This window comes from Allobosea sp. (assembly GCF_017308075.1).
Classification (GTDB): Bacteria; Pseudomonadota; Alphaproteobacteria; order Rhizobiales; family Beijerinckiaceae; genus Allobosea.
In genome coordinates this window covers 1-22,947 of record NZ_JAFKFX010000047.1, presented here as the reverse complement: position 1 = coordinate 22,947, position 22,947 = coordinate 1, and the positions used below count along the sequence as shown (strand labels likewise).

The window sequence follows — 22,947 nt, the reverse complement described above, 5'->3', positions numbered from 1 at the left end:
CGGCGACACTTCCGGTTGCATGGCCCTGCGGCCTTCGTTAGCGCAATGCCATGAGCCAGCCGGACCGACCAGTCTTTTCGCCAGAAGCCGCGCCAGGGGAGCAGCCCTCCGAACCGCCCGTTCCCCTGCTCTACCGCGACGCGATGATGCTCGTCATCGACAAGCCGGCCGGTCTGCCGGTGCATCGCGGCCCGCAGGCGAAGGGCCGTGTCATCCCGGTGCTGACCGACCATCTCGACGCGCTGCGCTTCGGCCTGCCGCGTCGCCCGGAAGCCGCGCACCGGCTCGACAAGGACACCTCCGGCTGCCTCGTCCTCGGCCGCCATCCGCGCGCCATGGCGCAGCTCAACCAGATGTTCCGCGATGGCCGCATCGGCAAGACCTATTGGGCCGTGGTCGAAGGCGAGCCGACCGAGGAAGAAGGCTTGATCGACCTTCCCCTGGCAAAGCTCTCGCCAGATCGCGGCTGGTGGATGAAGCCCGACTCGGCCGGCCTGCCCTCGCAGACGCGCTATCGCGTGCTCGGCCGTGGCCGGCTCGACGGGGCGCCGCTCGCCTGGCTGGCGCTGGAGCCGCTGACCGGCCGTACCCACCAGCTGCGGGTGCATTGCGCCGCCAGCGGCTGGCCGATCCGCGGCGACGAGATCTACGGCACCGCACCGCGCAGCGGCGGCCCCGGCCTGCATCTGCATGCCCACGACCTGACCTTGCCGCTTTATCCGAAGCGCGCTCCGATCCAGGTCGAGGCGCCGCCGCCGCCGCATCTGCATGCCGCGCTCTCCGCCTGCGGCTGGGCACCGGGCGAAACCTTTCCTAAACCCTAACGGCGAACCGGCCTTGCCCGATGGTTCGGTCAACCATTCCCTAAGCCGCGCCTGCTATCGCTGGTTGCAGAAGGCGCGGAGCGCGGAATCATGCTGGAGCAGGTGGCGAGGACGGCCGAGACGCGCAGCGCGCTTCTGAGCTTCGCGCAGGCACGCGCCGAGATCACGGCCCGGCCGGAAGCCAATGCCGCGCTGGCGACGCTCGCCGACTGGGTCGAGAGCTATCTGATGCGCGAGCATCCGCAGCTCGGCCGCACCGGCGCGGTCTGCCCCTTCACCCGCCAGGCGGCCCGCATCGACACGGCGCGGCTCGCGATCTGCGAGGCCGGACCGGAGGAGGAGGAGCGCGCCTTCACCCTGGTCCGCGGCAGCTTCGCCGCGCTCGACGCGATCTCCTGCAAGCCCGGCATGGAGCATTTCCGGACGATCATCATCGGCTTTCCGCGCTGCGGCGGCGCGGCCGGCCTCGCCATGCTCCAGCGGGTGCAGAAGCGGAACAAGTTCCATTCGCTCAGCCGCCGCAGGATGATCGGCCTGATGCATGCGGAATCCGATGCGCCCGGCCTGTGGAACCCCGATTTCAGGCCCCTGCGCTCGCCCTTGCCGGTGCTCGCCATCCGCCATCTCGTCGAGCACGACGCGCCCTTCGCGGTGCGCCACCCGCTGCTGCTGCTGCCCTATCTCGCCCATTTCAGACTGACCGGAGCCAGGCGCCTGATCCAGCATCTGCGCGGCCAGGCCTGAGCCATGCCCGCGCGGGCTGCGATGGCGGAGGCGGGAAGCCGGCCTCCCAGCGACGACGCCGCGATGGCGCCGCTCGCGCTCGACCTCGTGACCGACCGTGCCGCCTTCGAGGCGCTGAAGCCGGAATGGGACGGCCTCTTCGCCCGCGCCGGCATGCCGCAACAGCTCTTCCTGCGCCATGCCTTCCTGCGGCACTGGTGCGACCATTACCTTGATGCAGGGAGCCGCATCTGCATCCTCGGCGGACGCAGCTCCGGCAGGCTTGTGATGCTCTGGCCATTGCTGCGCCGGCGCAGCCTCGGCCTCGACATCCTGCAGTTCATGGGGGCACCGGTCGCCCAGTTCGGCGACGTCCTGGTCGAGCCCGGCCCGCACCGGCAGGCCTGGCTCGATGCAGGCTGGAAGGCACTCGACCAGCTCGGTGCCGATCTCTTCGAGATCCGCCAGCTGCGCGCCGACGCGGCCCTTTCCCGCCCGGAGGCGGCGCTGCTGGTGCAGCGGCAGGACGCCCCCTTTGCCGAGCTGGAGCGTCGTGTTTCGGTTGAAGGCCCGAGCCTGGCCTATCCGGCCCGCGAGCGCTCGAACTATCGCCGCCGCCTGCGTCGCCTGGCCGAGCGCGGCGAGCTCGGCTTCGGCGCGCTGACGCCGGGCGCCGAGGCGCGCGAACTTGCAGCGACAGCCGTGACGATGAAGCGCCGCGCCCTCGCCCGGCACGGCATCCTCGCGCCGACGATCGCCGATCCCCGCTTCCAGAAGCTCTTCGCCGCACTCGCCGGCGACGCGGCCGACGAGGTCGGCCTGCGCCTGTCGCTCGTCACCTGTGCCGGCCGGCCGATCGGCATCGACATCTCGTTCGACTGCCTTGGCCGCAGCTTCGGCCATGTCATCGCCAGCGACCCCGATTTCGAGCGCGAGGGCATCGGCCGGATTCTGATCCATCGCGCCTTCGCCGAAGCCAGGGCGCGCGGCAGCGCCGTCTTCGACCTGCTCGCACCGGCCGATCCCTATAAGCTCGAGCACGCCGACGGCTCGGTCGCGGTCTACGATCTCGCCATGCCGCTGAGCCGGCGCGGCCACCTCGTCTGTGCCTTGGCGCTGCCGCGCTTGCGCCCGACCCTGAAGACCATGGCGAAGCGCCTGCCTGCAGCCTGGGTCCGCCGCTGGCTCAAAGTCACCCGGCGATCCGGTTGACCAGCCGGCCACGATCAGGCCGCGGCGGCCTCAGCTCGCCATCGCATCCATGGCGCGCGCCATCCTGATGTCGAGCTCGGTCAGCCCGCCCGCGTCGTGGGTGGCCAGCGTCACCTCGACGCTCTTGTAGACATTCGACCATTCCGGATGGTGGTCCATCTTCTCGGCCAGCAGCGCCACCCGGCTCATCCAGCCGAAGGCCTCGCTGAAGTCGCGGAAGACGAAACGCCTGGTGATCGCCTCGCGGCCTTCGACCAGTTTCCAGCCGGCCAGGACCGCCAGCGCTTCCTGCCTCGCCTCGGGGCTGAGGCGCTTGGGCCGATCGTTCATCCTCTCATCTCCGCTCGGAAGCCATGCGGCTCGGCCGGTTCGGATAGGCCGGGCCGAGCGGATAGGCCGCCTCCAGCACATAGGGACCGCCGCCGATCGATTCGCGCGAGGAGAACAGCGCGACGCGACGCGCCGTGAAGCTGATCGGCCGTACGATCGGATGGGTCGCGAGATAATGCGCCACCTCGAGCGGCGAGGCGTCGCGCAGGCGTGCCAAAGTGACATGCGGCATGAACTTGCGGCCTTCGGCCGGCAGCCCGAGACGGCGCATGAGTCGCTCGATATCGGCCTGGAGCTCGCTGAGCTGCGGTGTCGGCTGGACCCGCGCGAACACGGCCCGCGGCCGGTCGCCGCCGAAGCTGCCGAGCTGGTCGAGCGTGATCGTCAGCGGCGGCGCCCGGACATCGTGCAGGAAGCTGTCGACGTCATGGGCCATGCGCCGGTCGATATCGCCGAGGAAGCGCAGGGTGATGTGGTAATCGGCTGGCTCGATCCAGCGCGCACCGATCAGCCCACCGCGATGCAGCGTCAGGGCCGAGGCGACCTCGGCGGGAATCTCCAGGGCAGTGAACAGCCGCGGCATAGCTCTATCAGTGCCAAGCGTTTGTGACTCTGGCGAGACGAAGCCTCGCATTGCCAGCCCCACACGGCAAGCCGGCTCCGAACAGGCCCCTCTTGCCCTCCCTCACGACATCGCCATCCCGGCCGGCCGGGATGACGATGGGCTTTGACGCCCTTACGGGCAGGGATTGCCGAAGCGCTGGTGGATCGCGTCGATCTTGGCTTCGAGCTCAGCCGGAATCGTCACAGCGGCCGAGCCGATCGCGATCTTCAGCTGCGCCATGCTGGTCGCGCCGATGATGTTCGAAGTGACGAAGCAGCGCGAGGTGACGAAGGCGAGCGCCATCTGCGCCGGATCGAGCCCGGCTTCGCGCGCCAGACCGACATAGGCCCGGATCGCCTCCTCGGCGCCGGCAGTCTCATAGCGCTGGCCGCGGGCGAACAGGGTGGTGCGCGCCCCGGCAGGGCGGGCGCCGTCGAGGTATTTCCCGGTGAGATAGCCCTGTGCCAGCGGCGAATAGGCGAGCAGGCCGACCTGCTCGCGCAGCGCGATCTCGGCCAGCGCCGTCTCGAAGGTGCGGTTCAGGAGATTGTAGGCGTTCTGGATCGACTGCACCCGCGGGCGCCCGCCCGTCTGCGCCTCGGCGAGGAAGCGCATCGTGCCCCAGCCGCTCTCATTGGAGAGGCCGATATGGCGGATCTTCCCGGCCTTGACGAGATCGGCGAAGGCGTCGAGCTGCTCGGCGATCGGCGTCTCGTCCGCCGCCGGCTCGAAGGCGGCCTTGCCGAAGCGGGTCGGGTTCGAACCCCAGGCCATCGGCCGATCGGGGAAATGGATCTGGTAGAGGTCGATATAGTCGGTCTGCAGCCGCTTCAGGCTCTTGTCGACGGCTTCCCCGATCTGCCGGCGGTCGACCCGGGTCGGCCCCTTGTCGTCGCGGAACCAGTCATTGGCCGAGCGGCCGATCACCTTGGAAGCGAGGATCACCTTGTCGCGGTTGCCGCGCGCCTTGAACCAGTTGCCGATGATCCGCTCGGTCGAGCCTTGCGTCTCCGGCTTCGGCGGAATCGAGTAGAGTTCGGCCGTGTCGAAGAAGTTCACGCCCTGGTCGAGCGCATAATCCATCTGCTCATGGCCTTCGGCCTCGGTGTTCTGCTGGCCCCAGGTCATGGTGCCCAGGCAGATCGCCGAGACCTCGAGATCGGTGCGGCCGAGTTGACGGTATTCCATGACGCAAGGCTCCGGAGGCGGGCGCACCGGGCGCGCCGCGGACAGATTGAAAGGAAGTGGGAAAGGCCAGCGCTCAGGAGCGCGGGCGCAGGGTGGCGAGAAAGCGCTCCACCGTCGGCAGGATGCGCGTCGCGATGACGCGCACCCCTTCCGCCGTCGGATGCAGCAGATCGGGCTGGTTCAATACCCGGTCACCGGCGATGCCGTCCAGGAAGAACGGATAGAGGATGAGCCCATGCTTTTCGGCGAGGCGGGGATAGAGGCCGTCGAAGCGCGCCGCATAATCGGCGCCGAGATTGCGCGGTGCATACATGCCGGCGAGCAGCACCGGGATGCCGCGCGCCTTGAGCCTGGTCACGATCGCGTCAAGCGCCTTCTCGGTCAGCCCGGGATCGATCCCGCGCAAGGCGTCATTGGCGCCGAGTTCGAGGATGACCCCGTCCGTCCCGTCCGGCACCGACCAGTCGAGCCGCTCGAGCCCGCCCTGCGAGGTGTCGCCGGAGACGCCGGCATTGGCGATCTCGGCGGGAATTCCCTTCTCGCGCAGCAGCTTCTCCAGCACGGCCGGGAAGGCGGCGCTGCCGGGCAGATTGTAGCCGGCGGTCAGGCTGTCGCCGAGCGCGACGAGCTTGAGCGGCGGCGTCTGGGCCTGGAGCGGCGTGGTCATGGCATGGAAACCCAAAACGAAGGCAATCAGCAGGGTCGCGGCCCAAAATCCGCGCAATGGCTGGATTCGGGCGCCGGAGCGCCCATATCGGTTGGCGGCGCCGGCCTTGCAGGCAGCGGTCATGGCGGGTCTTTCTCCTTCGGCTCCGGAAGCGGCGCGTGGGAGCGGCATCGGACGGGATGAGAGCGGAAACATGGCGGTGAGCGAGCAGGGCCCCTCGGCGATCGAATTGCGCGACGTCGAACTCAGTCTGGGGCGAGGCGCCGCCCGCGTCCATATCCTGAAGGGCGTCTCGCTGGCCATCGCCCAGGGTCAGGCCACCGGCCTCACCGGCCCGTCCGGCTCCGGCAAGTCGACCCTTCTGATGACCATGGCCGGGCTGGAACGGCCCGATTCCGGCCTCGTCAAGGTGGCCGGCCAGGATCTCGGCGCGCTCGGCGAGGATGAACTCGCCATTTTCCGCGGGCGCCGCATCGGCATCGTCTTCCAGTCCTTCCATCTGGTGCCGACGATGACGGCGCGCGAGAACGTCGCCCTCCCGCTGGAACTCGCCGGTGCGGCCGACGCCTTCGAGCGCGCCGCCGCCGAGCTGCGCAATGTCGGCCTCGGCGACCGCATGGACCATTACCCGGCCCAGCTCTCGGGCGGCGAGCAGCAGCGCGTCGCCATCGCCCGCGCCGTCGCGACCGATCCGGCGATCCTCGTCGCCGACGAGCCGACCGGCAATCTCGACGAGGCGACCGGCCGCTCGATCGTCGATCTGATCTTCGGGCTGCGGCGCGAGCGCGGCGGCACATTGGTGCTCGTCACCCACGACCTTTCGCTCGCCGCCGCCTGCGACTGCACCGTCAGGCTGCGCGCCGGCCGGATCGAGACCCCGGCCGAGGCCCCGCAGACCGCACCGGTGGCTTGACCATGCATGCTCCCGTCAAGCCGGCCGCAACCGACCCCGTCCCGGCGCCGCGTGGCACCGGACTGAAGCTCGCTTTGCGCCTCGCCTGGCGCGATCTGCGCGGCGGCCTGCGCGGCTTCGGCGTCTTCATCGCCTGCCTCGCGCTCGGCGTCATGGCGATCGCCGCCGTCTCTTCGGCCTCGCGCGGCCTCAGCGAGGGGCTCGGCCGCGAGGGGCGGCGGATCCTCGGCGGCGACGCCGCCTTCAGCCTGATTCACCGCGAGCCGACACCGGAGGAGCGTGCCTTCCTCGAACGCCATGGCACGGTCTCGACCATCGCAACCCTGCGCGGCATGGCCAATGCCGGCGAGAAGGGCGCGGCTCTGGTCGAGATCAAGGCGGTCGACGGCAGCTATCCGACCATCGGCGAGTTGCGCAGCGACCCGGCCGGCTCGGCCACGGAATTGCTCGCGGCCCGCGACGGCGTCTTCGGCGGCATCGCCGATCCCGTCCTCTTCGGCCGACTCGACCTCAAGCCCGGCGACATCGTCCAGATCGGCTCGGCCCGCGTGCAGTTGCGCGCCAGCCTGGTCTCTGAGCCTGACAAGATCGCCGCCGGCGTCGGCTTTGGCCCGCGCCTTTTGCTCTCGCAGGACGCCTTGCGCGCCTCCGGCCTGCTGCAGCCCGGCAGCCTGGTGCGCTGGACCGCCCGGGTGACGCTCCCCGAGAACGCCTCCTCCGATGCCGCTCTCGACCGGCTGCTGGCCGACGCTGCCCGCGAGCAGCCCCAGGCCGGCTGGGAGATCCGCTCGCGCTCCAACGCCGCCCCGAACTTCCAGCGCAATATCGAGCGCTTCACCCAGTTCCTGACGCTGGTCGGCCTGACCGCCCTGCTCGTCGGCGGCGTCGGCGTCGCCAATGCGGTGCGCCGCTTCGTCGAGGCCAAGAAGCTCGACTTCGCCACGCTGAAGGCGCTCGGCGCCACCGGCGGCCGGGTCGTCACCATCCATCTCGCCGAGGTCATGCTGGTCGCCGCCTTCGGCATCGCCATCGGCCTCGCGCTCGGCGCCGCCGCGCCCTTCGCCCTGGCCTATGCGCTCGCCGACAGCCTGCCGCTGCCCTTCGAGGCGACGCTTGCGCCGGGCGAGCTCGCCATCGCCGCGCTCTACGGGCTCCTGACCGCGCTCGTCTTCGCCATCATCCCGCTCGGCCGCGCCCATGACGTCCCGGTCTCGGCGCTGTTCCGCGACCAGATCGAGCCCGACCGGCGCCGCCCGCGCTGGATCTACCTCGCCATCTTCGGCGCCGCGCTCGCCGGCCTTGTCGGCGTCGCGCTCGCCTTCGCCTATGAGCGGCGCATCGCCCTGATCTATATCGGCGTCGCCGGCGCGGTCTTCCTGCTGCTGCGTCTGATCGCCTGGGGGCTGATGGCGCTGGCACGGCGCACGCCGCGGCCGCGCCGCCCGTCTTTGCGCATGGCGCTCGCCAACATCTACCGGCCGGGCGCGCTGACGCCCTCGCTGGTGCTCTCGCTCGGCCTCGGCGTCGCCCTGCTCTCGGCGCTCGCCTTTATCGATGTCAGCCTGTCGCGCCAGCTCACCCAGTCGCTGCCGAAGACGGCGCCGAGCTTCTTCTTCCTCGACATCCCCAACGCCCAGGCCGGTGCCTTCGACGAATTCCTCGCCAAGCAGCGCCCCGGCGCCGCGGTCGAGCGCGTGCCGATGATGCGCGGCCGCATCACCAGCCTGAACGGCGTGCCGGCCGAGCAGGTCAAGGCGAGCGAGCAGATGGCCTGGGTACTGGAGGGCGATCGCGGCATCACCTATGCGGCGACCATGCCGGAAGGCTCGCGCCTCGCCTCCGGCGAATGGTGGCCGGCCGACTACAAGGGTGAGCCGCTGGTCTCCTTCGACGCCCGCGCCATCGAGGGTCTCGGCCTCAAGCTCGGCGACAGCCTCACCGTCAATGTGCTCGGCCGCAACATCACGGCGCGGGTCAGCAATTTCCGGAACATCGAGTGGCGCTCGCTCGGCATCAATTTCGTCATGGTGTTCTCGCCCAACACCTTCGCCGGTGCCCCGCACACCAACCTCGCCACCGTCACCGTGACCGACGCAGCTTCGCCGTCCGGCGACGCCGCGCTGATGCGCCAGCTCGCCATCGCCTTCCCCGCGGTGACGGCGGTGCGGGTCAAGGACGCGCTGGAAGCGGTAAACGTCATCGTCGCCCAGCTCGCCAACGCGATTCGCGGTGCCTCCAGCCTCGCCATCGTGGCGAGCCTGCTGGTTCTGGCCGGGGCGCTGGCGGCCGGGCAGCGGGCGCGGCTCTACGACGCAATGATCCTGAAGACATTGGGCGCCACCCGCCGCTTCATACTTTCGTCGTACGCCCTCGAATACGCAGGGATCGGCGTCGTTTCCGCCCTTTTCGGGCTCGTCGCCGGCGCGGCGGCCGGCTGGGGGGTCGTCACGCAAGTGATGAAGATCGAGTTTGTTCCAGACCCGACCGGCGCTGTTCTTGCTGCGACTGCCGCGGTCGCCGTCACCGTCATGTTCGGATTGATCGGGACGTTGCAGATACTTTCGAAAGCGCCCGCTTCTCATCTACGCAATTTATGAGTTCGTTACGTCCGCGGCGCGTCGTAAACATGAACAAAGGGTAATGTTGCATCGAAACGCCGGCGCAGTTCTATCGCGCCGGCCCGATTAACCATGGCCGCCCCTTGTAAGGCGGCGCATTCCCCCTCATATTCCGCACTGTCGCCACGAAGGTGGACGATGGTGGGCCTTCGCAAGGGCGATGTCCGCCTTTGCCAACGGTTTCAGGGGAACTTTCTGCATGAGCAACTTCGACCGCAATGCTCCGGTCTGGGGTGCGGGCCGCGCACAGCAGACCAGCGCCGTCGAGATGGATCAGGGCCTGCGCTCGTTCATGCTCGGCGTCTACAACAACATGACGATCGGCCTGGCCATCACCGGCCTGTTCGCGATCGGCATCTCGATGCTCGCCATCGCCGGCTATACGCCGACGGGCAAGGTCGCGGCGCTGACGCCGCTCGGCCAGGCGCTCTATCTCAGCCCGCTGAAATGGGTCGTGATGCTGGCCCCTCTGGCCTTCATCCTGTTCTTCTCGTTCAAGGCCGAGAGCATGAGCTCCTCGACCGCGCGCGCCATGTTCTTCGCCTTCGCGGCGGTGATGGGCGTGTCGATGTCGTCGATCTTCGTGGTCTTCACCGGTGAATCGATCGCCAAGGTGTTCTTCATCACCGCGGCGGCCTTCGCCGGCCTCAGCCTGTTCGGCTACACGACGCAGAAGTCGCTGTCGGGCATGGGCTCCTTCCTGATCATGGGCCTGATCGGCCTGGTGATCGCCTCGGTCGTGAACCTGTTCCTGGCCTCGAGCGCCCTGTCCTTCGGCATCTCGGTGATCGGCGTGCTGGTCTTCGCCGGCCTGACCGCCTGGGATACCCAGCGCCTGAAGGAGATGTATCTCTACTCGAACCTGGACTCGGAATCGGCTGCGAAGCTCTCGGTGAACGGCGCTCTGTCGCTCTACCTGAACTTCATCAACATGTTCCAGATGCTGCTCTCGCTGCTCGGCAACCGCGAGTAAGCATCAAGCGCCCAGGCGCGGATATCGAGCCCCGGCTGCAAGGCCGGGGCTTTTCTTTTGCCGGTACGCGCACCACTGGTGACGCCATGTTTCTCGCCGCTCTCGTCATCCGCGGCGCCTAGAGCATCGGACCGAAAAGTGGAATCCACTTTTCGGAAAATTCCGATGCGATAACAAAAAGATAGATCACGGCAACCGCGTCCGAACGGACGCGCGGCGCCTAGCCATAGCCGCGGGGATCGGCCAGGAGCCCGGCCGCCCTCCGGATGTTGATGCAGAAGAGCCGCTGGAACAGCCGGTCAGCTCACCACGCTCAGGCGCTTGTCGAGCACCCGCAGCACGCGGCCGAGTTCGGCGCCGCGCTTCAGGATCAGCCCCGTCGCGCTGACCACGGAATAGGCGCCCTGGCGCCGCGCCAGCGAGGGATCCTTGACGATGCGGTAGAGCGGCACCTCGCTCGAACGCCGGAACACCGAGAACTGGGCCTTGTCGCGCAGGAAATCGATGGCGTAGTCGCGCCATTCCCCGGCCGCGACCATGCGGCCGTAGAGACTGAGCAGCTCGTTGAGCTCGCGCCGGTCGAAGGTGACGGAGGGCGGGGCGGCCGGCCCTGGGAAGGCGACCACCGCGCCCGCTCGCTGCGCTGGCGGAGTTTCGCTCTCGCTCATCGCGACTCCTGCCTGACGATGGCAGAACCATCGACTTCGATCTGTGGCGATGATGGCCCGCCCTTCAGGCTCTGACAAGCGCGATCGCACGCTCGCTCGGGACCGTGATCATCTTCATCGCCACCGCCATGATTTTGCCGCGCTTGCGCCAAGCGGCTGCCCTGTTGCCCGTCTCAACTCTCCTCGTTGCCTCGGCGGCCCGGCCTGTGCGGTACCGGACACGTCAGCCCCCCAGCCCCTCCGGCGCTGCGGCAGGCTGGGCCAACGAGTCGAGGCCAACTCACGGCTGGCGGTCACGCCGGCCGTTTTTCTTGTCTGCCTGCGCCGCGAGAGACCGCCCTGCTACCGCACCGACCCGTGATACTCGGCATTGGGGCGCATATCGACGGCCGAGGCCATCCGATTCGACATGTTGAAGAAGGCAGCGACGGCGCCGATGTCCCAGATGTCGCGCTCGGTAAAGCCAGCATCCCGCAGCGACTGCCGGTCCTCCTCCTCGACCAGATGCGGGACTTCGGTCAGCTTCTCGGCGAAATCCAGCATGGCGCGATGGCGCGGCGAGAGCGCGGCGGCGCGATAGTTCATCACCAGCATCTCGCCCAGCACCGGATCGCCCGAAAGCTGGCGCACGGCCGCACCATGGGCCGTCAGGCAGTAATAGCAGCGATTCACGCTCGAAACGGCGACCGCGATCATCTCCCGCTCCAGCTTCGACAGGCCGGACGGCGCCAGCATCAGATCGTTGTAGAGCGTCGCGAAGGCCGCGAGCTTGGCGTCGTCATGGGCGTAGGCGAGCAGCACGTTCGGGACGTAGCCGAGCTTCTCCTCGCATTTGGCGAGAAAGGCCTGCATCTCCTGCGACAGCTCGGCCTGTGGCAGTGCCAGCGCCATCACGGCGGGCGGCGCATCCTGCTTCGCCGGAACCTCGCCCACCATCCGCTTGTCATGCTTCTTCGTCATCTCTGCACTCCTTGCGCTGATTTCCGCGCGGATCAGGCACGATTTGCCGCTCCTGCGCCACATTGGTGCAATCTGGCTGCTGCCATGCGACGAAAGTTGCAGCGGCAGGTCAGCTATGTCATCGCTGCGGCAAAATAGCAGGGGGAAGGCGATTATGGCCAAGCGCGAAGCGAATGCCACGGCTGCGGCCGTCAGCGCAATCGAGGCCGCTGCCCGCGAGCTCGGCTCGGCGATGCCGCCGGAATTTCCCAAGCTGCTCTACGGCCGCACCGTGGCCGAGGATCTCACCGCCCTTTCGCCTGCGCTGCTCGCCCGCGCCGCCGAAGCCGCCTACGCCCATCTGAACGGCCGGCGCAGCCCCGGCGAGCCGAATCTGCGTTTCCGTGACGAAACCGTCGACGAGGCCGGGCGCGAGCGCCAGATCACGATCCTGGAGGTCGTCAACGACAACAAACCGTTCCTGCTCGATTCGACCCTGGCCGAGCTCGCCGAGCAGGGCTACGAGCCGCGCCTCGTCGCCCATCCGATCCTCGCCGTCGCGCGCTCGGCCGATGGCAGCTTCCAGTCGCTCGCCGGCGAAGCGGTGGCGCGCACCCAGGAAGGCACGCGCCGCGAAAGCCTGATCCATTTGCATCTCGACCGGATCGACAGCCCGGAAGCCCGCGAGAGGCTCAGCGTCGGGCTCGCCCGCGTCTATGTCGATGTCGGCCTCGCCGTCGATGACTGGGCTGCGATGCGCGGCCGGATCACCGAGGTGATCCAGTCCTACCGCGCCAACCCGCCGCCCTTGCCGGAGGATGAGGTCGCCGAGGCGCTGAACTTCCTCGAATGGATCGCCAGCGACAACTTCACCCTGCTTGGCGTGCGCGCCTACCGCTTCGCCGGCGGCGACACCGCCGCCGACCCGATCGATTCCTCAGGCCTCGGCATCCTGCGCGATCCCGATGTCCGGGTGCTGCGCAAGAACCGCGAGCTCGTGGTGATGACGCCGGAGATCCGCGCCTTCCTGTCCAAGCCGCAGGCGCTGATCATCACCAAGGCCAACGTCAAGAGCCGCGTCCATCGCCGCGTCCATCTCGATTATGTCGGGGTAAAGCTCTTCACGGCCGATGGCCGTCTCGACGGCGAATTGCGGATCGTCGGGCTGCTCACCTCCAACGCCTATACCGGCAGCGCCCGGACCATTCCCTATCTGCGTCTCAAGGTCGCGCGCGTGCTCAAGAGCACCGGTTTCGACCCGTCGAGCTATTCCGGCCGCGCGCTCTACAATGTTCTCGACGCCTTTCCGCGCGACGAGCTCTTCCAGATCGACGTCGAGACGCTGGAGCGCTTCGCCCTCGACATCATGCAGCTGACCGAGCGGCCGCGTATCCGTGCGCTCGCCCGCGCCGACGAATTCGACCGCTTCGTCTCGGTGCTCGTCTTCATTCCGAAGGACCGCTACGACACCACGGTGCGCCGCCGTGTCGGCGAGTTCCTCGCCCGGATCTATCAGGGCCGCATCTCGGCCGCCTATCCGGCCTATCCGGAGGGCCCGCTCGCCCGCACCCACTACATCATCGGCCGCGACGAGGGCAAAACCCCGAAGATCGACCGCGCCACGCTCGAGGCCGGGATCAGCGCGATCGTGCGCACCTGGGCCGACGGGCTGCGCGACGCGCTCGACGCCCGGAAGGCCGGCCCTAAGGCCCGCGCTCTGGTCGAGCGTTATGCCGAGGCCTTCGGCGCCGCCTATCGCGAGCGCTACGAACCCACCGATGCGCTGATCGACATCGACATGCTGCAGAAGCTCTCGGCCGCGCGGCCGCGGGCGGTCAATCTCTACCGCCGCGAGGGCGACGGCGCGACCCGCGCCAATCTCAAGATCTTCTCCCGCGACGCCGCGATCACCCTCTCCGAGCGCGTGCCGATGCTCGAGAATATGGGCTTCCGCGTCGTCAACGAGCGCACCTTCAACATCAAGCCGCAGGCCGGCGAGAACGGCGCCGAGGCCCGCGTCTGGTTGCACGACATGACGCTGGAGCGCGCCGATGGCAGCGCCATCGACATCGAGCGTCTCGATCCGACGATCGAGGCGGCGCTGATGGCCCAGTTCCGCGGCTTCAGCGAATCCGACCGCTTCGACCAGCTCGTGCTCACCGCCGGCCTCGCCTGGCGTGAGGCGGCGCTGCTGCGCGCGCTCGGGCGCTATCTGCGCCAGGTCGGCGCGCCCTACGCGCAGGACTACATCGCCGACGCGCTCGCCCGCCATCCCGGCATCGCCGCGATGCTGGTCAAGCTCTTCGCCGCCAAGTTCGACCCACGGCTCGGCGAAGCGGCCCGTCAGAGCGGCATGGCCGAAGAGCGCGAGCGTATCGAGGCGGCCCTCTCCGAGGTCACCAGCCTCGACGAGGACCGGATCCTGCGCCGCCTCGTCAACCTGATCGACGCGATCCTGCGCACCAACTTCTTTCAGATCGGCGCCGACGGCCATCCGCGCGGAACGATCTCGTTCAAATTCGCCTCGGCTGAGGTCGACGGCATGCCGCTGCCGCGCCCGCTCTACGAGATCTTCGTCTACTCGCCGCGCGTCGAGGGCGTGCATATGCGCTTCGGCAAGGTCGCCCGCGGCGGCCTGCGCTGGTCGGACCGGCCGCAGGATTTCCGCACCGAAGTGCTCGGCCTGGTCAAGGCGCAGCAGGTCAAGAATGCCGTCATCGTGCCGGTCGGAGCCAAGGGTGGCTTCGTGCCGAAGCTGCTGCCGCCGGCCTCCGACCGCCAGGCCTGGCTGGCCGAGGGCACCGAGAGCTACCGGATCTTCGTGCGCACCCTGCTCGAGCTCACCGATAATCTCGACGGCGAGACCGTGGTGCCGCCGGCCGACACCGTCCGGCATGATGGCGACGATCCCTATCTCGTCGTCGCCGCCGACAAGGGCACCGCGACCTTCTCCGACACCGCCAACGCGCTTTCGGCCGAGAAGCATCACTGGCTCGGCGATGCCTTCGCCTCGGGCGGCTCGCAGGGCTACGACCACAAGGGCATGGGCATCACGGCGCGCGGCGCCTGGGAGGCGGTGAAGCGCCATTTCCGCGAGATCGACATCGACATCCAGACGACTTCGTTCACGGTGGCCGGCGTCGGCGACATGTCGGGCGACGTCTTCGGCAACGGCATGATGCTCTCGCCGGCGACCAGGCTCGTCGCCGCCTTCGACCATCGCGACATCTTCCTCGATCCCGATCCGGACCCCACCACCAGCCTGACCGAGCGCCGGCGGCTGTTCGCCCTGCCGCGTTCCTCCTGGCAGGACTATGACAAGACCCTGATCTCCAAGGGCGGCGGCGTATTCTCGCGCCAGGCCAAGAGCATCGCGCTCTCGCCCGAAATCCGCGCCGTGCTCGGCTTCGAGAAGGCGCAGGCGACCCCGGCCGAGCTGATGACGGCGATCCTGAAGGCGCCGGTCGACCTGCTCTGGTTCGGCGGCATCGGCACCTATGTCCGTGCCGGCGAGGAAAGCGACGCCCAGGTCGGCGACCGCGCCAATGACGCGATCCGCATCGCCGGCGCCGAAGTCCGCGCCAGGGTGATCGGCGAGGGCGCCAATCTCGGCATGACCCAGCGCGGCCGCATCGAGGCGGCGCGCCAGGGCGTGCGCCTGAATACCGATGCGATCGACAATTCCGCCGGGGTGAACACCTCCGACCTCGAGGTCAACATCAAGATCGCGCTCGCCGGCGCGGTGGCGGGCGGCCGCCTCTCCGACGCGGAGCGCAACAAGCTCCTCGCCGAGATGACCGACGAGGTCGGCCTGCTCGTCCTGCGCAACAACTATCTGCAGTCGCTGGCACTGTCGCTGACGCAGATCCAGGGCATCGGCGCGACGCCACATCTGCGCCGGCTGATGGTGCAGCTCGAGCGCGAGGGCCGGCTCGACCGCAATGTCGAGAACCTGCCGCCGGACGCCGTCCTGATCGAGCGAGAGAAGCGCGGCGAGGGCCTGACACGGCCCGAGCTCGCCGTGCTGCTCGCCTATGCCAAGCTCGCCCTGCACGACGACCTGCTCGAATCGCCGGTGCCGGACGATCCCTATCTCGCCGGCGAACTCGTCCGCTACTTCCCGCAGCCGCTGCGCGATCATTACGGGACCGAAATCGCCAACCACAAGCTGCGCCGCGAGATCGTCGCGACCCAGCTCGCCAACGCCATCGTCAACCGCGGCGGTCCGGCCATCGTCAGCATGCTGGCCGACCAGACTCGTGCCGAAGCGCCGGAGATCGCGGCGGCCTACGCCATCGCCCGCGACGCCTTCGACGTAATGGGCCTCAATGCCGGTATCGACGCCCTTGATGCGAAAATCCCCGGCAAGACCCAGCTCGGCCTCTATGCAGCGACCCAGGACCTGGTCGTCGACCGCATGCGCTGGTTCCTGCGCCGCGGCGTCGCCAGGCCGGGCGCCATCGAGCAGATCGTCGCGCATTACGCGAAAGGCGTCGCGGCGCTCGGCTCCGCCCTGCCGAGCCTGCTGCCGGAAGCGGCGGCACAGGCCCGCAACGCCGCGATCGCGGCCCTGGTCGCCGAGCAGGTGCCCGAGGCGCTCGCCGCCAGCGTCGCCAGCCTGCCCTGGCTCGCCCAGGCGACCGACATCGTCGACATCGCCAGCCGCAGCGGCGGCGACGTCACCGAGGTCGCGCGGATTCATTTCGCAGCCGATTCGGTCTTCGGCCTGTCGAGCCTCGCGACAGCGGCCGCGAGCGTACCCGCCACCGATGATTACGAGCGCATGGCCCGCCAGCGCGCCGTCGAGACTCTGGCCGATGCTCATGCCGGGCTGACCCAGGAGATCGCCGCCAGCGCCAGCGGGGCGGACGCGCTTCAGGCCTGGCTCGAACTGCGCGGCACCGAGGCCGAGCGCACCCGCGCCACCGTTTCGGCCATTGCCATGTCGGGCCTGTCTTTGCCAAAGCTGATGGTAGCCGCCGGCATGCTGGCCGATCTGCCGCGCCGGCCGGCCTGATGGAGATCCTGATGAGCACCCAAAACAAGTCAGGGGTCGCCGCGACGGCGCCCCGCATCGACCCCAAGCTGCTGGAGATCCTGGTCTGCCCGGTCAGCAAGACGACGCTCGAATACGATGCGGCCCGACAGGAGCTGATCAGCCGCGCCGCGAAGCTCGCCTATCCGATCCGCAACGGCATCCCGATCATGCTGCCGGAAGAGGCGCGCCAGCTCGAAGGGTAGGGCCGGTAGTGCGGCTTTCCTTCTCCCCTCGGGGGAGAAGGGTTTCAGGCGATCACAGCATCTCGCCGCGCAGCAGGCGCGGCGCCTCGGCGGAGAGCCCCGCCGCCTCGCGGATGAACATCCGCTTCAGCCCGGGCAGGCGCTCGACCACACCGAGACCGAGATCGCGCACCAGGCGCAGCGGCGTCGAATCGTTCGAGAACAGCCGGTTCAGCCCGTCGGTGACGACGCCCATCGCCACCGTGTCGAAGCGCCTCGCCTTCTCATAGGCCTCGAGTACGTCCTCGGCGCCGGGATCGAGCCCGAGCCGGGCCGCGTCGACGATCGTCTCGGCCAGGGCGGCGACATCCTTGAGGCCGAGATTGAGCCCCTGCCCGGCGATCGGGTGGATGACATGGGCGGCGTCGCCGAGCAGCGCCAGCCGTTCGCCGACGAAGCGGCGCGCCATGCCGAAGGACAAAGGATGCGCGCTGACCCGGCTCTCCAGCGCGATCTCGCCGAGCTGCAGGCCGAAGCGCCGCTCGATCTCGGCGAGCAGATCGGCCTCGTCGAGCGAGAGCAGCGCCTCGACATTCTCGCTGCGCTCCGTCCAGACGATCGAGGAACGGTGACCGAGCCGGCCGCCATCCGGCAAGGGCAGCATGGCGAAGGGACCGGACGGCAGGAAATGCTCGACCGCGAGCCCGCCATGCGGCCGCTCATGGCCGATCGTCGCGACGATGCCGGATTGGGCATAGGACCAGCCGACCCAGCCGATCCCCGCCTTTTCGCGCAGCTTCGAGCGCGCCCCATCGGCCGCGACCAGGAGGGCGGCCTGCACCGTCTCGCCCCCGGTGAGCACGACCTGCATCGGCCCGCCATCGCCGCAATCGCCCGAGCGCACCCCTTCGGCGCGCAGCGTGACCCCGGCCGCCTTCGCCGCCTGCAGCAGCGCCACGACCAGCGCGCCGTTCTCGACCATATGGGCGAAGGGCTGGCCGGGCTCGGCCTCGCTCTCGAAGGTCAGGAAAACCGGCCGCACGACATCTGGCGTGCGGCTGTCGGTGATCTGCATTTCCGTCATCGCCGCAGCGGCGCTCTCGACCTGCTTCCAGACGCCGAGCGCGTCGAGCATGTTGCGCGCCGCGGCGGCGACGGCATAGGCGCGGTTGTCGATGCGCGGCCTCGCCGCCACGGCGGGGTCGACCAGCATGACGTCGAACGCCTCGCCCAGCGCCTGCTTCACCGCCAGCGCCAGCGTCATCCCCGCGATGCCGCCGCCGGCGATCACGATGCGCGAGCCTGCGCCTTCCGGGTTCCGGTCCATCCCGCTCTCCGCCTGCTGGAACCGCGGTGCTTGACGCTGGCCGACGGCTCGTTGCTGATGCAGCTTGTGTCTTGCCCGCGGCCCGGCCGGGCCGCAAGCCTCAGCCTCGTCCCAGCAAGCCAGCCCGATCAAGAACCGCCGCCGATGAACAGCGTCCCCGACAGCCTGACCTCGATCCTCGACCTCGAGGATCTCGGAAACAACCGGTTCCAGGGTCGCAGCCCGCGCGTCGGCTGGCAGCGGGTCTTCGGCGGCCAGGTCATCGGCCAGGCGCTCTATGCCGCCTGCAAGACCGTCGAGGGCCGTCAGCCGCACTCGCTGCACGCCTATTTCCTGCTGCCGGGCGATCCGGAGACGCCGATCGTCTACGAGGTCGACCGCCTGCGCGACGGCCGCTCCTTCACCACAAGGCGAGTGCTCGCCTTGCAGAACGGCGCGGCGATCTTCGCGATGTCCGCCTCCTTCCAGGTCGAGGAGGAAGGCTACGAGCACCAAATGCCGATGCCGGACGTTCAGATGCCGGAGGACCTGCCGGACCGGGATGGCATGGCGCGGGACATCCTGCCGCACATGCCCGCGGCCGTGCGAGCCTATTATCAGCGCGAACGGCCGATCGAGATTCGTCCCGTCGAGTTCGATCGCTATGGCGAGGGTGGCAAGCGCGAGCCGAGGTTCAATGTCTGGATCCGGGCGGTGAAGCCGCTGCCGGACGAGCCGGCGATTCATCAGAGCGTGCTCGCCTATGCCTCCGATCTGATGCTGCTCGATTCCAGCCTGGTCGCCCACGGCACCAGCGTCTTCGACAACCGCATCCAGGGCGCCAGTCTCGACCACGCGCTCTGGTTCCATCGCCCCTTCCGCGCCGATGACTGGCTGCTCTATGCGCAGGACAGTCCTTCGACCTCCGGAGCGCGGGGCTTTTCGCGCGGGCTGATCTTCGATCGGCAGCGCCGGCTCGTCGCCTCGGTGGCCCAGGAAGGCCTGATCCGGCCCCGGCCGGATCGCGGCTAGACCCTCGCTGGTGGCAGGCTCCCTGCCCGGCGCGAATTGGCGGCGACCAGTCGCCAGCCCGGCCATCACGGCTGTCTCCCGCCTCGTTTTCTCGCATATGCCCTTTTTGTAGGCATACCCACCCGTTCCGCCCCCGCGGATCATGGCGGAACCGCGGCATTGCCTCTCTTCAGGGCAGGCCGGCAGTTGGCACGCGGCTTGATTGGCGAAAAGCGACGTGCGCGGAGCTCTTCCGCCCCGCGCGGCGCTAACGAGCTCGCCGGATATTCGCTCCCGGCAGCGCAACCGGGGGTAACCCAGCCATGAAGATCGTGATGGCCGTCATCAAGCCGTTCAAGCTGGAGGAGGTGCGCGACGGGCTCACCGCCATCGGCGTGCACGGCCTGACCGTGACCGAGGTGAAGGGCTATGGCCGCCAGAAGGGCCATACCGAGATCTATCGCGGTGCGGAATATGCCGTGAGCTTCCTGCCCAAGATCAAGATCGAGGTCGCTGTCACCGACGAGCTCGTCCCCCAGGTGATCGAGGCGATCACCGCCGCAGCCCGCACCGGCCAGATCGGCGACGGCAAGATCTTCGTCTCGTCGATCGAGAAGGCCGTGCGCATCCGCACCGGCGAGACCGACGGCGACGCCCTTTGATCCCAGACCTTTCGCCCAGGAGTTTGACGATGAATTTCAAGACCCTCACCCGGGCCGGGATGGTCGGGACGGCGCTCGCGGCCGGCACCGTCGCGGCGCTGGCGCAGACACCCGCCGCGGCACCGGCCGCCGCGGTCGCCAACAAGGGCGACACCGCATGGATGCTGGTATCCTCCCTGCTAGTGCTGATGATGACCCTGCCGGGCCTCGCCCTGTTCTATGGCGGCCTCGCGCGCAGCAAGAACATGCTTTCGGTGATGAGCCACATCACCGCTACCGCCGCGATCATGATCATCATCTGGGTGGTCTATGGCTACAGCCTCGCCTTCACCGGCGGTGGCTCCTTGACCAGCTTCATCGGCGGCTTCTCGAAGGCCTTCCTCGCCGGAGTCAGCACCGAGACGACCACCGATACCTTCACCAAGGGCGTGGTCATCCCCGAATATGTCTTCATCTGCTTCCAGATGACCTTCGCCATCATCACCCCCGCCCTGATCGTCGGCGGCCTCGTCGAGCGCATGAAGTTCTCGGCGCTGCTGCTCTTCGTCGTGCTCTGGAGCGGCTTCGTCTACTTCCCCATGGCCCACATGGTCTGGTTCAGCGAAGGCTACCTGTTCGCCCTCGGCGCGCTCGACTTCGCCGGCGGCACGGTCGTCCACATCAATGCCGGCATCGCCGCGCTGGTCGGCGCGCTCGTCCTCGGCAAGCGCATCGGCTACGGCAAGGAGCTGATGTCGCCGCACTCGCTGACCATGACCTTCATCGGCACCTCGCTGCTCTGGGTCGGCTGGTTCGGCTTCAACGCCGGCTCGAACCTCGAGGCGACCGCCGGCGCCGCCCTTGCGATGATCAACACCCTGACCGCCACCGCCGGCGCAGCGCTCGGCTGGCTCTTCATCGAGTGGCTGATCAAGGGCAAGCCCTCGCTGCTCGGCATGCTCTCGGGCATCATCGCCGGTCTCGTCGCCGTCACCCCGGCCGCCGGCCTGGTCGGCCCGATGGGCGCCATCGTGCTCGGCGCGATCTGCGGCGTGGTCTGCTTCTTCTTCTGCACCACGATCAAGAACGCGCTCGGCTATGACGACTCGCTCGACGTCTTCGGCATCCATGGTGTCGCGGGCATCATCGGCTCGATCGGCACCGGCATCTTCGTCTCGCCGGCTCTCGGCGGCGTCGGCGTCGCCGACTACGCGATGGGCGCGCAGGTCTGGAAGCAGACGGTCGCCGTCCTCGTCGCCGTCATCTGGTGCGGCATCGGCTCCTTCGTCCTGTTCAAGATCGTCGACACCGTCATCGGCCTGCGCGTCACCTCCGACCAGGAGCGCGAGGGCCTGGACATCGCCGAGCATGGCGAGCGCGCCTACAACATGTGAGCCGCCGCTCCGGCGTTCCACATGAAACAATCGCCCCGGCGGGCCACCGCCGGGGCTTTTTTCCGGCCTCGGCCCCGGCTGCGCAGCTTGCGCCCCGTTCCGGCGCGCAAGGTTAAGCGGGTCTTAACCTCGCCTTCCTAACCTGCTGCTTCGAGGGCGGGCCCCGGCGGCCATCGCCTTTCCAGACATCCGGAATCACGGCCCGCCCGCATGCGCACGATCCGACGCTCCTCCTCGCTGATCGACCGCTTGCCCGATCCCGTACGCGACTTCCTCTCGCGCCGGGCGGCCGAGATCGTCGGCCTCGTGCTGCTCGCCCTGACCGCCGCCGTCGCGATCTCGCTGGCGACCTGGTCGGTCGACGATCCCAGCCTCAACAACGCCACCCGCGGCGCGGTCCAGAACCTGCTCGGCCGGCCGGGCGCGATGGTTGCCGACCTCGCCATGCAGCTGATCGGGCTCGGCGTCATCGCCATGCTGCTGCCGCCGCTGCTCTGGTCCCTGCGCCTGATCCGCGTCCATCTCTTCGACCGCAGCGCCCTCAAGCTCGCCCTCTGGGTCGCCGGCATCGTCGCCACCGCCGCGGTCGCCAGCGCCCTGCCGGCGACGCCGCGCTGGCCGCTGCCGACCGGCATGGGCGGCGTCATCGGCGATGCCCTGCTGCACGGGACCCGCAATCTCGTCGGGATTTCCGGCACGGCGCTCGGCGGGCTCGTCGCCTTCGTCTATGCCGGCATCGCCATTCTCGCCGTCACCGCCGCGGCCGGCTTCGGCTTCGTCGTCGACGAAGACCCCGAGAGCGATGCCGAAGACGATGCCGCCTGGTCCGATGCCGACGACCGCCGCGATGACGAGCCCGGGTTCGGCGTCATCCTGGTCGGCTGGCTCGCCCATGGCGCCATGGCGCTGCGCGGCGCGATCCTGCGCCGCCTGCCGCAACCGCCCTCGCTCGCCCGCGCCTCGGCGACGCCGAGCGCTCCGTCCTCCGCCGCCCCGCCCCCGGCTCCTGCCGGTCGCGTGCGCCGCGAACCGCAATTCGCCGAGGGCGCAGCCCCCTATGCTGCGCCGGTGGCGGCACGTGATTCCTTTGCTGGCCCCGGCCGCTCGCGTGTCGCCGGCCCGGCCGCCGACATGGATGACGACCATGGCGCGGCGCAGGATCTGCGCGACCTCAACGCGCCGCGCGTCGCCCCGCCCCTCACCGCGCCCAAGCCCGGCAAGCGCCTGTCGCGCGAGGCCCAGCCCTCGCTGCTTGACCGCGACAGCTTCGAACTGCCGCCGCTGACCTATCTGGCCGAGCCGAAGAAAATCGCGGCCAACGCCATCTCCACCGACGCGCTGGAGCAGAACGCCACCTTGCTCGAAGGCGTGCTCGAGGATTTCGGCGTCCGCGGCGAGATCTCGCAGGTTCGCCCCGGCCCTGTTGTGACGCTTTACGAGCTTGAGCCTGCTCCGGGGACGAAGTCGTCGCGGGTGATTTCGCTGGCGGACGACATCGCACGGTCGATGAGCGCGATCTCGGCGCGCGTCGCGGTGGTGCAGGGCAAGAACGCGATCGGCATCGAACTGCCCAACACCAAGCGCGAGACCGTCTTCCTGCGCGAATTGCTGGCGAGCCAGGACTTCGAAGCGACCAAGCACAAGCTGGCGCTCTGCCTCGGCAAGACCATCGGCGGCGAGCCGGTGATCGCCGACCTTGCCCGCATGCCGCATCTG

The 22,947-nt window shown here is 68.8% G+C and carries 19 protein-coding genes; 12 read left to right on the top strand and 7 right to left on the bottom strand.

Annotated features, from left to right (window positions below):
• Window positions 1-143 precede the first annotated feature (143 nt).
• The 3 genes from J0J10_RS23625 (at window position 144) to J0J10_RS23615 (ending at window position 2,759) form a co-directional block, all read left to right on the top strand.
• Window positions 144-824: an RluA family pseudouridine synthase gene (locus J0J10_RS23625; RefSeq protein ID WP_291649761.1), complete on the top strand. Its 681-nt coding sequence runs from the start codon at window positions 144-146 to the stop codon at window positions 822-824.
• Between the two features lie 90 nt (window positions 825-914).
• Window positions 915-1,568 carry a DUF6875 domain-containing protein gene (locus J0J10_RS23620; protein WP_291639027.1) on the top strand — a complete coding sequence of 218 codons (654 nt, stop codon included), beginning with the start codon at window positions 915-917 and terminating at the stop codon, window positions 1,566-1,568.
• A 63-nt stretch (window positions 1,569-1,631) separates the two neighbouring features.
• On the top strand, window positions 1,632-2,759 hold the full coding sequence (locus J0J10_RS23615) for a GNAT family N-acetyltransferase (protein WP_291649694.1): 1,128 nt from the start codon (window positions 1,632-1,634) through the stop codon (window positions 2,757-2,759).
• Window positions 2,760-2,789: 30 nt separating this feature from the next.
• Here the strand turns inward: J0J10_RS23615 and J0J10_RS23610 are convergent, their stop codons facing one another.
• From J0J10_RS23610 to J0J10_RS23595, 4 genes are all read right to left on the bottom strand, one after another.
• A complete protein-coding gene (locus J0J10_RS23610; protein ID WP_291639025.1) occupies window positions 2,790-3,089 on the bottom strand; it encodes a 4a-hydroxytetrahydrobiopterin dehydratase in 300 nt (99 codons plus the stop codon).
• A 4-nt stretch (window positions 3,090-3,093) separates the two neighbouring features.
• Window positions 3,094-3,672 carry an RNA 2',3'-cyclic phosphodiesterase gene (thpR, locus tag J0J10_RS23605; protein ID WP_291639024.1) on the bottom strand — a complete coding sequence of 193 codons (579 nt, stop codon included), beginning with the start codon at window positions 3,670-3,672 and terminating at the stop codon, window positions 3,094-3,096.
• Window positions 3,673-3,825: 153 nt separating this feature from the next.
• A complete protein-coding gene (locus J0J10_RS23600; protein WP_291649692.1) occupies window positions 3,826-4,881 on the bottom strand; it encodes an aldo/keto reductase in 1,056 nt (351 codons plus the stop codon).
• A gap of 73 nt (window positions 4,882-4,954) precedes the next feature.
• Window positions 4,955-5,548, bottom strand: a complete 594-nt coding sequence (locus J0J10_RS23595) for an arylesterase (protein WP_291639065.1) — start codon at window positions 5,546-5,548, stop codon at window positions 4,955-4,957.
• Window positions 5,549-5,741: 193 nt separating this feature from the next.
• On the opposite strand from J0J10_RS23595, the gene J0J10_RS23590 reads away from it, so the two are divergent.
• The 3 genes from J0J10_RS23590 (at window position 5,742) to J0J10_RS23580 (ending at window position 10,052) form a co-directional block, all read left to right on the top strand.
• A complete protein-coding gene (locus tag J0J10_RS23590) occupies window positions 5,742-6,461 on the top strand; it encodes an ABC transporter ATP-binding protein (RefSeq protein WP_291649690.1) in 720 nt (239 codons plus the stop codon).
• Window positions 6,462-6,463: 2 nt separating this feature from the next.
• Window positions 6,464-9,058: an ABC transporter permease gene (locus J0J10_RS23585; RefSeq protein WP_291649689.1), complete on the top strand. Its 2,595-nt coding sequence runs from the start codon at window positions 6,464-6,466 to the stop codon at window positions 9,056-9,058.
• 220 nt (window positions 9,059-9,278) lie between these two features.
• Window positions 9,279-10,052: a Bax inhibitor-1/YccA family protein gene (locus J0J10_RS23580; RefSeq protein WP_291639020.1), complete on the top strand. Its 774-nt coding sequence runs from the start codon at window positions 9,279-9,281 to the stop codon at window positions 10,050-10,052.
• A gap of 299 nt (window positions 10,053-10,351) precedes the next feature.
• On the opposite strand, the gene J0J10_RS23575 is transcribed toward J0J10_RS23580, so the two are convergent.
• Together J0J10_RS23575 and J0J10_RS23570 are read right to left on the bottom strand one after the other, a co-directional pair.
• Window positions 10,352-10,720 (bottom strand): DUF2794 domain-containing protein, encoded by a 369-nt coding sequence (locus J0J10_RS23575; RefSeq protein ID WP_291649687.1) that lies wholly within the window; start codon window positions 10,718-10,720, stop codon window positions 10,352-10,354.
• A gap of 342 nt (window positions 10,721-11,062) precedes the next feature.
• A complete protein-coding gene (locus tag J0J10_RS23570; RefSeq protein ID WP_291649685.1) occupies window positions 11,063-11,680 on the bottom strand; it encodes a peroxidase-related enzyme in 618 nt (205 codons plus the stop codon).
• Between the two features lie 154 nt (window positions 11,681-11,834).
• On the opposite strand from J0J10_RS23570, the gene J0J10_RS23565 reads away from it, so the two are divergent.
• Window positions 11,835-16,676 carry an NAD-glutamate dehydrogenase gene (locus tag J0J10_RS23565; RefSeq protein WP_291649683.1) on the top strand — a complete coding sequence of 1,614 codons (4,842 nt, stop codon included), beginning with the start codon at window positions 11,835-11,837 and terminating at the stop codon, window positions 16,674-16,676.
• 11 nt (window positions 16,677-16,687) lie between these two features.
• On the top strand, window positions 16,688-16,900 hold the full coding sequence (locus tag J0J10_RS23560) for a Trm112 family protein (protein WP_291649681.1): 213 nt from the start codon (window positions 16,688-16,690) through the stop codon (window positions 16,898-16,900).
• A gap of 52 nt (window positions 16,901-16,952) precedes the next feature.
• Here the strand turns inward: J0J10_RS23560 and J0J10_RS23555 are convergent, their stop codons facing one another.
• Window positions 16,953-18,206 (bottom strand): ubiquinone biosynthesis hydroxylase, encoded by a 1,254-nt coding sequence (locus J0J10_RS23555; RefSeq protein WP_291649679.1) that lies wholly within the window; start codon window positions 18,204-18,206, stop codon window positions 16,953-16,955.
• A 144-nt stretch (window positions 18,207-18,350) separates the two neighbouring features.
• Between J0J10_RS23555 and J0J10_RS23550 the strand changes: the two genes are divergently transcribed.
• From J0J10_RS23550 to J0J10_RS23535, 4 genes are all read left to right on the top strand, one after another.
• Complete coding sequence (locus J0J10_RS23550) at window positions 18,351-19,217, top strand: acyl-CoA thioesterase (RefSeq protein WP_291649677.1); 867 nt, start codon at window positions 18,351-18,353, stop codon at window positions 19,215-19,217.
• A gap of 302 nt (window positions 19,218-19,519) precedes the next feature.
• Window positions 19,520-19,858, top strand: a complete 339-nt coding sequence (locus J0J10_RS23545) for a P-II family nitrogen regulator (protein WP_291642581.1) — start codon at window positions 19,520-19,522, stop codon at window positions 19,856-19,858.
• Window positions 19,859-19,887: 29 nt separating this feature from the next.
• Window positions 19,888-21,231 carry an ammonium transporter gene (locus tag J0J10_RS23540; protein WP_452119669.1) on the top strand — a complete coding sequence of 448 codons (1,344 nt, stop codon included), beginning with the start codon at window positions 19,888-19,890 and terminating at the stop codon, window positions 21,229-21,231.
• Between the two features lie 210 nt (window positions 21,232-21,441).
• Window positions 21,442-22,947 (top strand): DNA translocase FtsK (locus J0J10_RS23535; RefSeq protein ID WP_291649675.1); only part of this gene is annotated, 1,506 nt, incomplete at its 3' end.